The organism is Colwellia sp. NW0002-52-1 (genome assembly GCF_057550865.1).
In genome coordinates this window covers 1-15848 of record NZ_BAAJLU010000009.1, presented here as the reverse complement: position 1 = coordinate 15848, position 15848 = coordinate 1, and the positions used below count along the sequence as shown (strand labels likewise).

The 15848-nt window shown below is 37.3% G+C and carries 15 protein-coding genes; 2 read left to right on the top strand and 13 right to left on the bottom strand.

What is annotated here, in order from left to right; all coding sequences use genetic code 11:
- Positions 1-461: 461 nt before the first annotated feature.
- The 7 genes from AC27H3_RS10590 to AC27H3_RS10560 form a co-directional block, all read right to left on the bottom strand.
- The gene (locus AC27H3_RS10590; protein WP_487106031.1) at positions 462-1388 is read right to left on the bottom strand and encodes a nuclease-related domain-containing protein; all 927 of its coding nucleotides are present in this window, start codon (positions 1386-1388) and stop codon (positions 462-464) included.
- A gap of 306 nt (positions 1389-1694) precedes the next feature.
- Positions 1695-3647, bottom strand: a complete 1953-nt coding sequence (locus AC27H3_RS10585; protein ID WP_487106029.1) for a class I SAM-dependent methyltransferase — start codon at positions 3645-3647, stop codon at positions 1695-1697.
- 1164 nt (positions 3648-4811) lie between these two features.
- A complete protein-coding gene (locus tag AC27H3_RS10580) occupies positions 4812-5501 on the bottom strand; it encodes a transposase (protein WP_487106027.1) in 690 nt (229 codons plus the stop codon).
- 405 nt (positions 5502-5906) lie between these two features.
- On the bottom strand, positions 5907-6443 hold the full coding sequence (locus tag AC27H3_RS10575) for a hypothetical protein (RefSeq protein ID WP_487106025.1): 537 nt from the start codon (positions 6441-6443) through the stop codon (positions 5907-5909).
- Between the two features lie 2 nt (positions 6444-6445).
- Positions 6446-7690, bottom strand: a complete 1245-nt coding sequence (locus AC27H3_RS10570) for an RHS repeat-associated core domain-containing protein (RefSeq protein WP_487106024.1) — start codon at positions 7688-7690, stop codon at positions 6446-6448.
- A gap of 243 nt (positions 7691-7933) precedes the next feature.
- Positions 7934-8278, bottom strand: coding sequence for a hypothetical protein (locus AC27H3_RS10565; protein ID WP_487106022.1), 345 nt, complete (start codon positions 8276-8278; stop codon positions 7934-7936).
- Positions 8275-9036: a hypothetical protein gene (locus AC27H3_RS10560; protein WP_487106020.1), complete on the bottom strand. Its 762-nt coding sequence runs from the start codon at positions 9034-9036 to the stop codon at positions 8275-8277. The genes AC27H3_RS10565 and AC27H3_RS10560 overlap by 4 nt, the downstream gene beginning before the upstream one ends.
- Before the next feature lie 376 nt (positions 9037-9412).
- On the opposite strand from AC27H3_RS10560, the gene AC27H3_RS10555 reads away from it, so the two are divergent.
- Positions 9413-10330 (top strand): CAAX protease, encoded by a 918-nt coding sequence (locus AC27H3_RS10555; RefSeq protein ID WP_487106018.1) that lies wholly within the window; start codon positions 9413-9415, stop codon positions 10328-10330.
- Between the two features lie 16 nt (positions 10331-10346).
- Here the strand turns inward: AC27H3_RS10555 and AC27H3_RS10550 are convergent, their stop codons facing one another.
- The 6 genes from AC27H3_RS10550 to AC27H3_RS10525 form a co-directional block, all read right to left on the bottom strand.
- Positions 10347-11330, bottom strand: a complete 984-nt coding sequence (locus AC27H3_RS10550; RefSeq protein ID WP_487106016.1) for a tyrosine-type recombinase/integrase — start codon at positions 11328-11330, stop codon at positions 10347-10349.
- Complete coding sequence (locus AC27H3_RS10545; RefSeq protein ID WP_487106014.1) at positions 11309-12151, bottom strand: toprim domain-containing protein; 843 nt, start codon at positions 12149-12151, stop codon at positions 11309-11311. Before AC27H3_RS10545 ends, AC27H3_RS10550 begins: the two co-directional genes overlap by 22 nt.
- Entirely contained in the window at positions 12135-12656 is a 522-nt protein-coding gene (locus tag AC27H3_RS10540) for a hypothetical protein (RefSeq protein WP_487106012.1), read from the bottom strand. The genes AC27H3_RS10545 and AC27H3_RS10540 overlap by 17 nt, the downstream gene beginning before the upstream one ends.
- A gap of 17 nt (positions 12657-12673) precedes the next feature.
- On the bottom strand, positions 12674-13399 hold the full coding sequence (locus tag AC27H3_RS10535; RefSeq protein ID WP_487106010.1) for an ATP-binding protein: 726 nt from the start codon (positions 13397-13399) through the stop codon (positions 12674-12676).
- The gene (locus AC27H3_RS10530) at positions 13389-14951 is read right to left on the bottom strand and encodes a transposase (protein WP_487106008.1); all 1563 of its coding nucleotides are present in this window, start codon (positions 14949-14951) and stop codon (positions 13389-13391) included. The genes AC27H3_RS10535 and AC27H3_RS10530 overlap by 11 nt, the downstream gene beginning before the upstream one ends.
- Before the next feature lie 169 nt (positions 14952-15120).
- Entirely contained in the window at positions 15121-15396 is a 276-nt protein-coding gene (locus AC27H3_RS10525) for a hypothetical protein (protein WP_487106006.1), read from the bottom strand.
- Between the two features lie 208 nt (positions 15397-15604).
- On the opposite strand from AC27H3_RS10525, the gene AC27H3_RS10520 reads away from it, so the two are divergent.
- Positions 15605-15848, top strand: a 244-nt coding sequence (locus AC27H3_RS10520) for a hypothetical protein (RefSeq protein WP_487106004.1), incomplete at its 3' end; no start/stop codon positions are given.

Below are 15848 nucleotides of genomic sequence, written 5' to 3'. Positions count from 1 at the left end.
GAAAAAACATCAGCAAAGGCTAATACCTATGACGCAAGCACAACACCCAATAATTAGAGTTTTTAAAATAATACACATCATTGGACTAATGCTGTTTCTTGCTGGTGTAATAAGCCTATTCATAACAGACATTGAGCAAACTGTAACAGGAATGGTAGCGTTCAGTAGTTTGATTGGTCTAGGCTTAGTACTAATTTCACCTTTCCCTATTGCTCTGGTTTTTCAGTGGGCGAGTAGAAATAAGTAGTTGAAAACAGTCTGTTACCTACAAGGCACTACCCTACTTTATGACTACTATCTTGTTGCCAAATTTAAAATGGCACTCATCTTAAATATCAATTTAGGGGTATCTACTAAACTGATTTTTTGTTTCTCTGGCGAGGCCATTACTTACCTGAGATAAAGTTGTGAGTTATTTTTATTTAGAGCTGAGTTTAGGCTGAGTATGTCCTGTTAATTCCTTAACCAATTATTCGCTGATTAAAATTACAACTTAAACAATTTAAACTGTACGTCTCTCCCTTCTTTGATACCTTAGTATTTTTACTATCGCAACTTACACAAGGCATTTTCATTGCTGTATTAGTTTCACACTTATTACATTTTATGAAATAACCATATCGTCCATACTGTGCAGAATAATCTGATTGTGCACCACATGATTTACATTTCAATATGTTATTAGCAGTAGTTTCAAACTTAACAGGCTCCTTCACTACTAGCTTTTTAACTATTTTATTATCACCTAATTGAATCATAAGAAATGACGTTATAGACTTTAATTCCTCAGCATTAAAATCAGGCCGCGTATCGAAAGGATTGAGTTTTGTTATGGCGTAAACTTTCAACTTCATTATTTCATTAAGTTTATCAACCAAAAACTCGGTTTTAACAAGTTGTTTAGATACATTATTAGGCATTGACTCACGGTCAATAACAGAGTTACTTGAAACGGCACAAACATTATCCCAACAACGCATTCCAAATGATTGTTGTTTAATTCCAAATAACTTACCTAAGATAGTATCTCGATTTTCATGTAGCATTTCTCGAAGTAGTTTTTGCTGCAACTCTAATTGTTTGATAGGTGAGGTCATACCTGACCAATTATTATTTAAACTACGAGTCCACTCACCTAAGCCATTGACTTTAACTTCACCTTTGATGCTTTTAGATTCAATTAATACAAAGCCATAAGGGTAAACAATCAAATGATCAATTTGTGCGGTTTCATCATTAAAGGTAAATTTAAAATCATTAATAACAAAAACTTGTTTATGATCCTTGTAAGCTCGCCTAAGGAAAAAAGCAACATCTTGCTCCTGTTTTTGACCTGCTTTAGCCGTAGGAGAAATAGCATTTTGAAGGGTTTTGTCTTTTAAAATCATACAATAATATCGTCCGTGAAAATCAATTCTTATTTCGCTGATTCAAAGTGTATAGAGCTAACTCTGACCTCAGTCTCCGTAAACTTACTACTTTACTCTCAAATATACAAAGGCATAATACTTTAAAGACCACATCACCATTAGTTAATTACTTGGGTCGAAATACCCGTCAATTTAGACTTTAAGCTCGGTGATAAGTAAAAATGGTGCCATTAAAGTACCAATAAGATCTTAAAGTTAACTTTAATTACCTCCCCCATTCATTGTTCATGTTCTACGAATAAACGAGTCTATTAAATTTCAAAATCACCATTCTCTCAACTGCTGCATTTCTTTCAAACACCCACGTTGCATCATCAGCGCTTCAAACAGATCATCGATTGATGTATTAGCTGAATTTAATCCCGGTAAGGCGATATTTGCTTCGGCAAAAAATCTTTTCATTTGTTGTATCTGCGCGTCATTATTTAGTGTTGGCATTTCTGGCGTTGGCATGAGGCCATTTATACTTATTGCGTAACCCACTGAAGCTTCTCGTATTTCATTTTTGCTGTATTGTTCATTTGTATTTGCTTGATTAGTTTGAGCTGATGCCGTTAAACTTTGGTTTAAAACAGCTGCGTTGGTGTTGTTGTCTAACCAAGCTACTTGCCACCAGTGCTGAATTCTTTCTTTCGATTGTTTTAACTTCTGCTCTGTCGGCAAGCGGTCACTTTTCTGATTATTTACTTGGCTATCGGTTGGCAGTAAATTCCATAAGTCGTTATTAGGCCAACGAGCGAATGGCATGCTGTGGTCAATATCGTAACTTTGCATTAATGATTTTTCTGACCATACACAACGTATTTGCTCAGACTTAGGTAAACTTGTTTTAAGCTCTTCAAAACGTTTACGCACTTCGGTTGTAGTGCGTTTTGGCTCTTCCCAATTTAGGGCTTGGTATAAGTGATACTGTTGTTCTGGGGCTGAATACTTAGCATTACCTGAATAACTTGCCATGGTTTTAACCCATTCGCTGACCAATACAGGTTCAATCCAGCAAGCATAACGATTGAATGCTAGCCAAGTAGATTCAGGAAGAGAGAACTCGCCCCATTGCTCAAGTGTTTGTAAGTCAAGGAAGATACTGTCTTTTGCTTTTACGGTTTTACTGGCAACTTCAAATACCGTTTGAGTATTATTGGCTGCTTGGTTTGGGAAGGTAATGTAGCGACAAGGCATAGTTTTAATATTGCTCACCGCTGCTGAAATAGTTTTATGTAGTGAAATAGCGTCTTCACCGGTAAACAAGTTGCCAATGCGGTAATCTGAAGCGGCTCTGTACGTTAACTTATGCCAGCCATTATCTTTCATAAAACCCATGTTAGGATCAACACCTGGTCTCTGGAATATACTATGTTTATCAATTAAATCTTTGTATTGATGACACCAATAAAGCGCGACTAAGCCAACAGGTAAAATAACGCGATCGCCAAATGGAGAAGTTTCTCTTCTCAGGACTGCACCGGGATGCCCATCAGCAATGCGCAGTAAAACCCTTAATAAGGCTAATTTATGTGTTGCTGACTTTCCGTCATTAAGTGCCACATGTCGGATAAATGGAAATGCGCCAGTTCCATCGTCTGGCATCTGCAATACAACAGTTTGCCAAGAAACGTGATTTCGGCCTAATTGGTCTTCTTCTTTTGGGGTTTCTAGCTTGGTAAACAGCCCAACATCGGCAGCTAAACGTTTTAATTCATCGGCACATACATTGTGCATTTTACGTTGTTTTTTCTCTTCATCGGTTTGCCCATGGCGCAGAGAAATAACTAACTTACCGCCCGGCTTAAGCAAGTTGGCAAGTTTACGAATAGCACGAGAACGATCACTTGGTGGAACATGCATCCAAACTGCGCTTAAAAGTATTAGATCAAAGCTGATTTCTTGTTTAGTTAAGTGACTTAATGACGGTAGTGAATCTTCTATCCACTTTACGTTTAAGCCAGAAGTTTGAAGTGCACCAATTTCTGCCAGTGTTTTTGCAGGTTCCACGGCAAATATTTGAATGTTGTTTTTATCACCATGGGTTGAAGCAGATAATTCAGCAAGATGTTTAGCATCTCGTCCTGAGCCAGCACCTAAATCAAGAATACGGGCATTAGGATTTGCTATAACAACAGGTAAAAACTGTGACCAACTTTGGTGAACCTCATCAAACGATTTTGAGAGATACTGTTTAGCTAGTTCATCAGCATTGTTGTTATAAAACTGTGGCATCGATTACAACATCCTATATACATGCAGCGCATGTAACTTCATCCATGCTGCTTTTGCTAGTTTATAAAAAGTGCTAACAATGCAGGGTTTAACTGAGGTAACTGAATGTAATATATATAAATAATAATCAGCTATGGTTAATTATATAATGCTTTATATAAATTTTAATGTCTGTAATTATTTGTAAAAAATATAAATAGTAGTTTTTTAGGCAACGGATTTTATTCGTCATTGCGACACCCTGAATTATGCTATTAAATACAAGAAATCGTCACATACACTTCGCCAACGCTTATTGATTTAAAGGCGAGTTATCTCAATTTTGTTTATTTACATAATGTTCAAACTAAATAACTGTTGATGCAGGCATCCCTTATTTCAATATTAGCCCCTGAACCGTTATTTAGCCGTTGTTGTATTTATAGGATATTCTCTGTCCCCTGTGCTAAAGTCATACCCATAAATCGACCTAATGTTAAGTACTTACAAATAACTTTATATCTAAAACTATAATAAAATACCAAAACGTAAGATTACCTAACTAATAAAACTCAACAAGTTGTTTTACATGGATAAAATGAATCAAAACTCTTCTGCTCAATCTTCTACTGACCAAGCGACTATTCTTTGGCACGATTAATTACAAAGACAAATAAAGCATTGTTTTAATTGGCTTTAATATAGCGCCATATTTTTTTGATGCACTTTTTGATGCACAACAATAAATTTAGCAGCTGTTTTGGAAAATATGCTACAGAGTTTAATAGGAAGTTAATATAATCATTTTTAGCTTCATGGCTCGATTACTAACATTTTATCAGCATCCGCTTTTGTTATTAGCTTAACTTCTAAATCATTCCCTTTTGTTTTCCTTTATTCATATAGTCAGAGTTTTCAAATAGGGCTACTTTTTTATTTTCCATAATTAACTTCTTGACCTTAGGTTTATTTTTTGTTTATTTTTTGTTGAAATAAATTAAAAGAGTTTAAAGAATTTTATTGTTTAGATTTTAGCAAAAAAATAAATAGCAAATATATAACTTACCATGCGTTTGATTGGCTAATTAGGCCCAAATCAATCTCAATAACTTAACTTTCATGTTAATGGCTTATTCGCTTACAAAAAAGGAATTAAACGGGGGTAAAACACGAATTGCTTTTACGTCAGATGCTTTTCTTTGGCCTACCAGCATGCCCTGGCGAAACACGTCGACCTATTACACGTTCAATTTGGTTTTTAAATCGCTCTGATCCCAATACAAAATTTCCGTTTGTGCTCAAGCGTATATCTTTAATAACTTGAATAGAGAGTACATTTTTGAATAATTGGCGATAAGCAAATGCTCTTTCACTGCTGGTACTTGCCAAACTAATATATAAATAGTGAGGTGTGATCATTGAATTTTTCTCACCATGGGCGTTATATCTGTAACTGCTCCACGGGTATTTTTCAGGCATATCTACCATATTTGCTCTTACGGGGTTTAGTTCTATGTATTTATAACAGCTCATAACATAATGCTCATCTTGAGCAAGGCAAGATTTAAAACGCCCCTCCCATAATGTGCCACTACGGCGATAAGTTCGATTAATATATTGAACATAGCGTTGACCTAAACGTTTCATTAGTTGACTCAATGCAGTAGCGCTTGGTGGTGTTATAAGTAAGTGTACATGGTTGGTCATTAACACATAGCAGTGTACCAAGCAGCCATATTCATTAGCATATTCTTCAAGCCAATTTAGATAATATTGATAATCTTGTTCGCAGAAAAAACACACATCACGGTTATTACCACGCTGAATAATATGATGGGGGATGTTAGGGAGTGAAATTCTGGCTCTTCTTGGCATGACAGGCTTCCTTGCGCTGTATTAATAATAGATAAACCATAGCACATGAACAGTTGTATTTAGTTATTAATACTCAGGAAATGCTTTTGCATTTAACACATTATCCAGCTCAATTAACAAACAGAAAGCTAATTAACCGTGGTCTGTCCCCTATTTACTTATTAAATGAATATATCATTGGGGTGCAGATTAAAAGTTGATTATAGACAATAAAACTCCTTCATTCCGGGGCTTAATTACAACTAATACAGCTCTTTATTGATCAGCTTATGTTTTGGCAACAAACTTAATCTTCAGCTTAAAACCGCCTCCACGCCTTGATAACAAAACACAGGCGAGGAGTAGTTTTTTAAGTATTATAAGTCCTTTATTTTGCTTATTTAACTAGCCTTTAAAGTCATTTAGCTAACTAATTGCAATTAAATCTCTATTTTCTCTTGCAAATTTATCCATTAGACCGTCATTTCCGAAGTTTTTCTGGAATGAATAATCTTCTGCACTTATGAAAACACATAAAAGCAGTTCGTAGGCTTCGTCACTAAGTGAATTGAAATTACCTAAATCTGATAAAATATTTGATACTGCTGCGGGTAACAAAAGAACTCCTACCTTGTCGTTTTTTATTAAATAATCATTATTAAAACGCACCGTATCCCTCACTTTAAATCCTTTACTTTTATCAGCATTTTCAAGTTCTGAAATCAAATAAGCAATAGATTCAGGATCTCCATCGGTTACAGTCATAAATAGCTTATTTGAATTAGTAGGGAGATTAAATACTATGTATATCTCCTCACTAACATTAAGCTTTACATATGCTGTATATTCAGTTCCCGTCCCACTGTCAAAATTTAATAACTTCGCCTTGTCCGTAGCTAGCTCAAGCTCTAAAACATTGTTAATAATATGCGCATGTTCTTGTTCGTATGTTTGATTGGTCATATTTACATCTTATCTAATTTATCTTTTACGTGGCTACTTGGGTTAGGTGGAACCCACTTGCCATCGCCTGTTGTTTTGCTTGGCATTTTGGTTCCTTTTCCTCCTGAGCCTCTATTACAGCTCGTACACGAGTTAACAATGTTTTCAGATTTATTTAAAGTATCTTTCGCTTGAGCTTTGGTCATTTCCCCACCATTGACTTTCTTCTTACCCTCGTTTAATGGTATGAAATGATCTCCTTCATTGGCATTTTGAGCACCACAGTATTCACATGTGCCACTTGATCTATTTTGTGCTTCAGCCTTTCCTTCTTTAAAGTTTCCACCTCTTAATTCTCTTGTACTACTGATTTGTTCTTGCGAACCTATATCTGCCGTAGACTCTGGTTTTGAACCACTAGCTGATTGACTACTCTCAGCACCATTTCCTTTAGAGCCACCATCAGTTTTCGATACATTATCAGGCTTTTGAACATTAGATGTATCAGTCTTTTTGGATGCTTGACGTACATCGGCAATCTTATCAACTCCAGCTCTTGTAAACTTACTTGCTCCCGCAGGCACAAACGGAATAGCCGCTGCGGCAGCGTCAAGAGCCATATCAGTTAATCCTTCTGATACCATTGCATCATTGCCCGTCACCGCACCATATACTACCTTACCAGCATCATAGATTACATTACCAACATCCCACACTGTTTCCCAAATGTAACCTGTTGGATCAGTCCCACTTAAGGGGTTATTCATACCATAGCTATATGGATTAAGTGCCTGACTATTACCAGGAGACATGATAAACGGATCGACACTCAAGAAACGCCCAAGGTTATAATCATACACCCGCCCGTTCATATGAATAAACTCAACTTCATCGAGATGCTCATGATCAGTGAACCCACGCCTAGTCGTATTATCATTATATTGACCTAACACTGCACCGTAACTACTTGTGCTCGACAAATTACCATTGCTTTGTCTTGGTTTGCCGAAAGGGTCAAAGTTTCGATACGTCAAGTTATTACCATACTGATCACTGATGGTTGTTGTACTACCTAATCGATCTTTAAAAGTGAATTTTAAGCCTTCATCAGATGATAGAATGGCCACATCGCTAATATAACTAGTGTGCTTTTTAACTCCATTCGTTGTTTCAACTTCATATAGCTTGTCAATATAATGGGTGGTGGTGGTTATGCCACTTTTAGTTCGTACTTGTTTATAGCGAGCATTATCTGCGCCATAGTACAAGTTAACAGAGTAAAAAGGGTCAGAGCCGTTTTAAGTTATCATAAATCGTTAAATGACATTAAAATACAATGGCTTAATTTAGCTTCGACAGACTTAAAGACCCTGAGTCAGAGGAGAGAAAAGGTTAAAACGGCTCTGACCCCTTTATTCCCCTGGGCATTTTATATCTGCCCATGCCTGTGTGCTTGATAACAAGACAAAGGCGAGGAGGAGGTTTTTGATCATAGTATTCCCTTAGCTAATTTATTTGATAGCATCATTCATACTAGGAATGAATATTTCTACCTCATCTGAGCCTTTATATAGCGAAAGTAAAAGTTCGGACATATAAAACTCATCAGAATAATCTCTAATAAATATTGACTCGATTTCACCTTCTGACATGTAAAAAACGTCAACCTTAAAGCCCTCTCCGCTGTACGAATCAGAGTCATGTGATAAAGCCATCTCAAACTCATTATTGAGCTTTTGTACAACATCATTATTCATGTGTTTTTTACTATCAAATTCCCAGCCAATATCAGTTAGTTCTTTCGTAGCTGAAATTGGAATTATGAAGAGAGACTTATACTTTTTCTTTATTTTCATTTTTTCTTTTCCCAAATTTCAACAGGTATTTTATCTACTTTAGCTTTTTTGGCTGCTGCTGTACGGTGATGACCATCTTGTAATTCTAACTTACCTGTTTTCGAGTTTTTGACCGCAGAGACAGGATCATCTCCTTTTTTAGGTTTGAATCCATCTTTTTTCATTGCCTTAGCGTATTTTTTCACTTTAGAGCCTGACATATCTGATTTGCTTTGAGTCGGCACTAAATTGTTTGGATCAACCATTTCTGTTTTTGAAGTCCAGCCATCTCCACCTTCTTTATTGATACTATTTTGATTACCAATATCAGCCGTAGACTCTGGTTTAGAGCCACTAGCTGATTGGCCATTCTCAGCCCCATTTCCTTTAGAACCACCATCAGTTTTTGAAGCACTATCAGATTTTTGAACATTAGGCGTATCAGTCTTCTTCGATGCCTTTCTGACATCCGCTATCTTCTCTGCACCTTCGCCAATACCTCTTCCTATTTTACTGGCTCCCGCTGGCACAAAAGGTATCATGACAGCAGCGGCATCAAGCGCCATGTCCGTTAGACCCTCAGATACCATATTATCATTGCCACTGAATAGGCCATAACCTACTTTTCCAGCATCATAGATAACATTAGCTACATCCCAGACTGTTTCAATAACATAACCCGTTGGGTCAGTTCCTGCTAAGGGGTTATTCATAATATAGCTGTAAGGATTGATCCCTTGGCTATTGCCAACAAACTGTATAAAGGGATCAACACTCAAGAAACGACCAAGGTTGTAATCATAGACCCGCCCGTTCATATGAACGGGGAGACTGTAAGGTTAATACCTCAACAGAAGGAATAAGCTTTTAAAGAACAATTGGTTGCGAACCAGTAATAGGCTATAGTACCCATTATTATGAAATTAAATCAATAGATATAGAGCAAAATTATTGTGGGGTATTTACTACTTAAGAGTGGTATTTTGACTATAGAAATGAAAACCCCAGCTCTAGGCTGGGGCGAATTCTTTAGGTCTTTGCATAAGGTCGTAAACTAATTAGTTCATTGGAACCTTACGCCAACCTTGTGATAAAGTTTATGCCTATTTGACGCTCTCGTCAATATCTAACTACTAAAAAGAAAAGAAGCATCGGATGCCAAGAAGTATAAATTACCGTCCATCTCTGATTGACGAGCTTATCACAAATGAAAGATTAAATAGTTACGCCCCCATATTCAAACATGCGGATGACTTAGAGCTTGTTGGCGCATACCTATGGAATATGCACGTTTGCGCTTCACTTTATCCTCTTCTAACTGCCGCTGAAGTTACTCTCAGAAATTCAATTGATGCTGCATTAACAAATAGTTTAGGACGATTTTGGTGGAGTCGTAGCCGCTTACATTATAGATCATTTGGACAAGGCGGAAATGAGCCTTTTGCTGTTTCAGCACTTAAAAATAACTTTTCTAAAGCCGCAAATCAGGTTAGGCGTGATAAGCGAGATCGTTATAGCATTCGTAATGCAAGGCCAACACACCACGAAGTAATAGCAAAAACAGAGTTTTCAACATGGGAATTCATTCTAGATCATGAATTCATGGGGCCAAATTTAATCTGGCCTGCACACCTAGGTTCTGTTTTTCGTGGCACTTGGCCCACATCAAGAGCTTCAAACATGCTTTCATCGACTAAAGATTTGGTAAAAACGGTTAGAGAGTTTAGAAATAGAGTTTCACATCATGAGCCTGTTTGGAAGCGCTTTGGTGTTAGAGATGAAGCAGAAGCAATTGCTCACCTTCACGAAAAAATAGGCAAAATTAAACAACTAGTGTCTTTGATATCGCCAGAAAAAGAGCAGTTAATATTAAAAAATGGATTGCTTTCGAATGCTGAAAGAATGTGTTCAATCAGTGAACTTCGTAGGTTCCAGCATAATATTGAAACGCATAAAGTTAAGTCTATTTCGAAACTTTCAAAATTATCCAAGCAGGCCAACGATGACAACTCAACGAAGAAAATTACTCTTTATAAATACGGCAAGACTCAATTTCTTCTTCAGCCCATTTAGTAATAAATAGTAAATTTTAGCTTTCATTATCCCTAAGAGGATGATTACGCGATATGTACAAATTAGGATTTTGCACCGCAGGGTGGAACTTCTGATAATCCTCACTCATCTTCTTAACAGCAATATGCGTATAGCCTTGTGTAGTTACAACACTAGCATGACCTAGTATCTTTTGAGTCGTTAATAAGTCAGCGCCATTATCGAGTAAAGTTGTCGCTGTGGTATGACGATATAGATTGCTAGCACCGGGCTTTGATACACCCGCTCTACGCTTGTATTTATTCACTAATGCTGTGATTTGACTACCGTTAAAAGGCAAACCTCGGTTATCCAGAAACAGATAGTCGCCCGACATAAAGTTAACAAACTTAGGGCGGATCTTGTCTTTGTAATACAGTACTGCATCAAGTGCTTCTTTAGCGATAGGAACAATTCTGTCCTGACCACCTTTGCCATTGGGTACAAACAGCAACAACGCTTCTTTGTTGATACCATTTATCTTTAATTTGGCAACATCACCACGCCTAAACCCACACGCAAATAGTGCTGCAAGTATCGCATTATCTCGCAAGCCTTTATCACCATGATAAGCCGTTTGATTGGCTATCGCTGCTACCTCATCTGATTGCAATATGACTTGGGTGATTGTTTTGTCAGCTTTTGGGGTTTTGACTTTATCAGACAAATTATCTTTTAAATATTCATTCTCATATAGATACAGACAAAATATACGAACAGCGGTAATTTTATTACGTCTTGTTCTTTTGCATATTAGGCGCTTGGTTTGCGGATTTCGATAACCGTGAAGGAACTTAATAAACGCCAAAATTCCTTCACGCGTTAAGTCAGATACATTAAAACCAACATGCACTAAATACCACCGAACAAACAATTGAAGGTTACAGCGTTTACCTTCAATTGTGCGCTGGCTTTGCTCCTCTAATTGGCAATACTCTAAGTATTGCTCCATTGCTTGGATTAATGGTAAATGCGTGGACATGACATATCGTTATTTTGTTGAGAGCCGTTTAATTCTTTAACCAACAAATTAAAGCGAAGTGATTTAGCCCAGATGCTATTGACGCTTTCACCTGTAAACATATCAAGCTTATTCACTTTAATGCCTACTTGCTGTAATTCTCTGCGCACATGCGCAAAGTATCTATCACCAACAGGTGTGCGTGAAAATGCAATGGTGATTGCTTCAATACCATTTTCCAGCAATTGGTTCACATGCGCCTCGTTGAAATATTTAAAGTCCAACAACGCTATCGCGTTTTGAATCTGAGCGATATATAGACTCATGACATCAAAAGGTGTTTCGCACAAAATAACATGGTTAGATGCACCTAACGCTTGATGATTAAAGAACAGTCCTTCGATATCAGGCTGTACCGTATAATGGGTATCACCACGAACTGCTAACGGATAAGGAGCAATACGCTGACCAAAGCTTGCTATTAACTCACCATTTCCATCAAATATAGGCACAAATATCATACCGCGATAGGTTTCATGACCACTACCTTTTACTAGCTGTAATCGCTGATAAAAACCTCGTACCATGTCACCTTCTGGCGTGTCACGCAATGGTAATATTTCAGCCAATGTTCTATCTGAAAAACCCAATCGAAACTCATCTAAAACGCCAGAGTCATTAAGCCCTAAGCCTAGTGTTAAATATTTTTGTGCTTCCGGCTGTGATAGCAGCGACTTTTGATAATGTTCTAACAGCTTTTCAGACCAAACTTGCTCTGTCTCTGCGCTGACTAAGCTAGATGGACTAAAGCCTTGCCATGCTATATCAGTGGATGGTTGCATTGTTTAGCCCTCCATTTAGAAACTTCATCGATTTTGAATTTAGATGGGTATGACTTAGGGCGAGAGAAAGACGCATATCAAAAATACGCCACTGCCATTCATCCCATAATGCAAAGTCACAGGGGTTAAACGGTAATAACACTTTGCACAACTTGATATTATGATGCTTAGCGAACTCAGCCATTTTGCTCAAATCAAACTGTGGTCCATTAACATCGCAGAAGTAAGCCAACGTATGAATGCTAAGTTGATTTAGCGTAGCGAAGGTTTCTAAACAAATATCGTTACCACGCTCAAAAAAGCCGTAGTGATAGCCATGATTGTCCAATTCAATCGCATCAAGAGGAGCCTCGCAGCGAAGCGCTACAGGGTCAGCCTCTTGTTCTGCAACTGAAGTTATCACCATATCATTGAACTTTAATGGTGTTGATTGAATCGACTCAATGAATGCAGGTGCATGTACACTGTTTAGCGGCTGCAATGACTCAGTTTGTGAAATTATCATAACGTTATCCTTTTAGATTAATGAATGATTGACTCAGGAGGCTCTTTAAAAGGCCAGTAATGAGTCCTATCCACCAAAGATTTTTTTATAACTTCAGGTAATTTTGATTGTTGAGTATCTTTACGCCAATGCTCAGCAGTCATATTAATCACAATAAGCAACGGCTTTTTACGCGCTTTTAAAAATAACGATAGCAGTGACACATCTTCAATAGGCTTGTCTTTAAGTAACCAGTCATGAATCAATAACATATCTACTTTGTTAAGTTCTTTAGTTTTAGTATCGAATTGCTTGGTACTAAACGACACGCGTAAGTCTATAAGTAGCTTATTAAGTGATATAGCCAACGTAGATGTTGCTTTATCCACAAACTCATTAGCAATGGCACTCGCAAACTTTAATTTATCGCTACCATTAACTCCAGTGACCACTTGATGGTCGCCTACACGCGTCCAAGATTTCTTAACCAAGGCTTCAACTTCTGACTGAGCAATCTTAGGCTGTTCACCAAAATCAACATCCGATAACGCAGCACAAGGGTATGGTATATTCGCTTCTTCACGGATCTTTTCCGCTTTTTCATTAGCTTTGTACTGTTCAACAAAATCAATGGCGTATACCAGTACTCCTTCAAGACTTAGTGATTCATAATCTTCCAGCGTTACAAGTGTTGATACTCCTTTCGCAAATGCAGTCATACGATTGGCTCTATAGCGATCTAAAACTTCCTGACTAATGGACATAATTATCTCCGTTGGTTGGGTTATTTGGTGCATTAAACTGATCTAGCAACGCTAGGCAGTCTGCTGTAATTATTGGGTTAGCTAAGTCACTTGAAATAGCTTCAGCTAGCGCTTCAATATCAAATTCATCATGGGAGATGAGATAGTCACAGCAGCCAATAAATAGTGTTAGTTCACTCTCCTCATGCAACGCTTGTATTTTTTTACAAGCTTTACGACCTTGATAGTCAGGCGTAGAAACTCCGTTAAACTGTGCATTAACTAGCGTGACAACTGATGGCGCAATGTCTTTAGCCCAATTAACAAAGTAAGCTTGCGTTTCAACAAAATATTTTTGATATTTCTTAGGCAAGTGAGACGGGTTAATCTCATGAATATCACCACGCTTAAGACGAGTGTGAACACATAACGATTTGCTACCAGACATAACTTCAATCTCTTTTTTACGAATGAGCAAGGTTACATAAGTAATTTTTTCGTCATAAGGGATTGGATAACGCACACCATCGACAATAAAGTTCCATGTAGAAGGCGGTTTAATTTTTCGCACCTTCTCTGGCATTACAAAGCCTTTTTCTGGTAGTTCGCCCAAAGCTGGCAATTCATCTCTTATAAATTTATCCTTTCGAGATTCGTTATCACCCGTCAATACTCTACGGTTTATCTCGTCTTCGTATTTAGCTATTACCTCATTCATTTCTTCCAATGTTTTAAACTTCATTTTCTCTAAGTTAGGAAAAACTTCAGATGTAAATATTTTGACCGAAGCTTCTGCTAGTGCATTGAAGTTTGGCATCTTTTTTGGAATTGGATTTACAATAAAATTAAAATGACGCTTAAAAGCCTGATATGTTTTATTTAGTTTTAAGTCAGGTAACGGACTTGTCACTAATGAGGTTGTATTGTCATGAACAAGGCGAATAGTTTTACCACCTGCCCAATATTGACTGTATTGAATAAAGCCTAGCCACTCACCTGTTGTTTGCGTTGCTGTCGCTCGATACTTTTGAAAGCCAGAGTGTCCAAAACAGCCAACGATGAAATTAGCTTCAAATTCATCATTATCACCATAGGCCAACTTAACCCCTGCAAAATCTACAAAGAAGACCTCTCCGGGGTGATAAGTTTGTGACAGCTTAAGTTGTTTACTACCAGCCTTTTCTGCATCTCGCAGCGCCTTATAAAAGCGGGAAGGTTTCCCCGCTTTTTCAATATATTTCTTTTTATGTTCTTTAAAGGCTGATTTACGAGTATATTTTGATTTTTTTCGATAACTCGCTCTGACTTTTTTTAAATAAAAATCCGCGTCAATCGCAGCTAAATGAGATTCCCTCTTAGGGTGTTCAGGGTGAAATAGAAGCTGTTTTTCTTTGTCATTAAACATCGACAAATATGCCGTAGAAATACCTAGCTCTTCCATCTGCCGTTCATAATTGAGGATAACAGGATGGGTTACGCCAATCACTCGGCCTTTTTCACGAGATGATAGATTATTACGTTCTTTTAGTTCCGCAATAAGATCAATTTGTTCACCCGTAATTGGGTTTGGCATAGTATCCTCCAATTCAGTATTGAAGGCGCGTAGACAAATCATCAAAAAACAAAGAAGTTTTTTGATTTTTCGTTAACATAAACTAAGCTTGAATAGTCGAGCCGAAAATTCGATATTCAAAGTGGGCCTTGAGTGTTAGAGCACTCAGGGCTTTCTTACGTTTGCGCCATTACTTTTCTTGTTTACCGTGTGCATCTTTTGCACTTGCTTGTCGAGCCAAAAACCTTGCAATTTCTGCGGTTAACGCAAATTTTCCGCGTCTGTTTGGTAGGTTAAACAAGGGGATTGGCATGTTATTACGTGCGATTGCCTGCCTAACGGCACTGATGCTGGAATAGTTCAATGCCTTGGTAATATCATGCAATGTTAATATGTGCGAACCATAGGTTGCCCTTAATTCAGCATCAATTTGCGCCATCAAGGTTGCTTCTTCTTCATCACTCATCCAACTTCCCCGTTTAACTTCGTGTGACTTTAAAAGCTAGATTCAAACAATGCAGTTAGCAAAGGGTGTATGTTTTCATCAAAATTAGGGGTATTTTGATGACCGAACTATACTAATTTATTGATTAATAGCGACTTGATAATTTTTGGCTTTAAAATTTTTCAAGGTGAATTTTTAGAAACAACCTAAATGATAAAAATATTTTCAAATGGAAACTTCTGAAAACATTGAATTTTTACATTACAAAAAACTGCCAAAAAGTATAAAGATTTTGGCAACTCAAACGGCTGTGCGAGATTTTATGTTCAAGCACAACCTCAAAACATACGAGCAATTGAAAAAACATATAAAACATCAATTCAAAGAAAGTGATGCCGTATTGAAAAGCGTGGAATATAATTTTTGGCGAAGAAAATTGAAGGGGGAGGTGTTAAACAAATCAAATGGCTTTA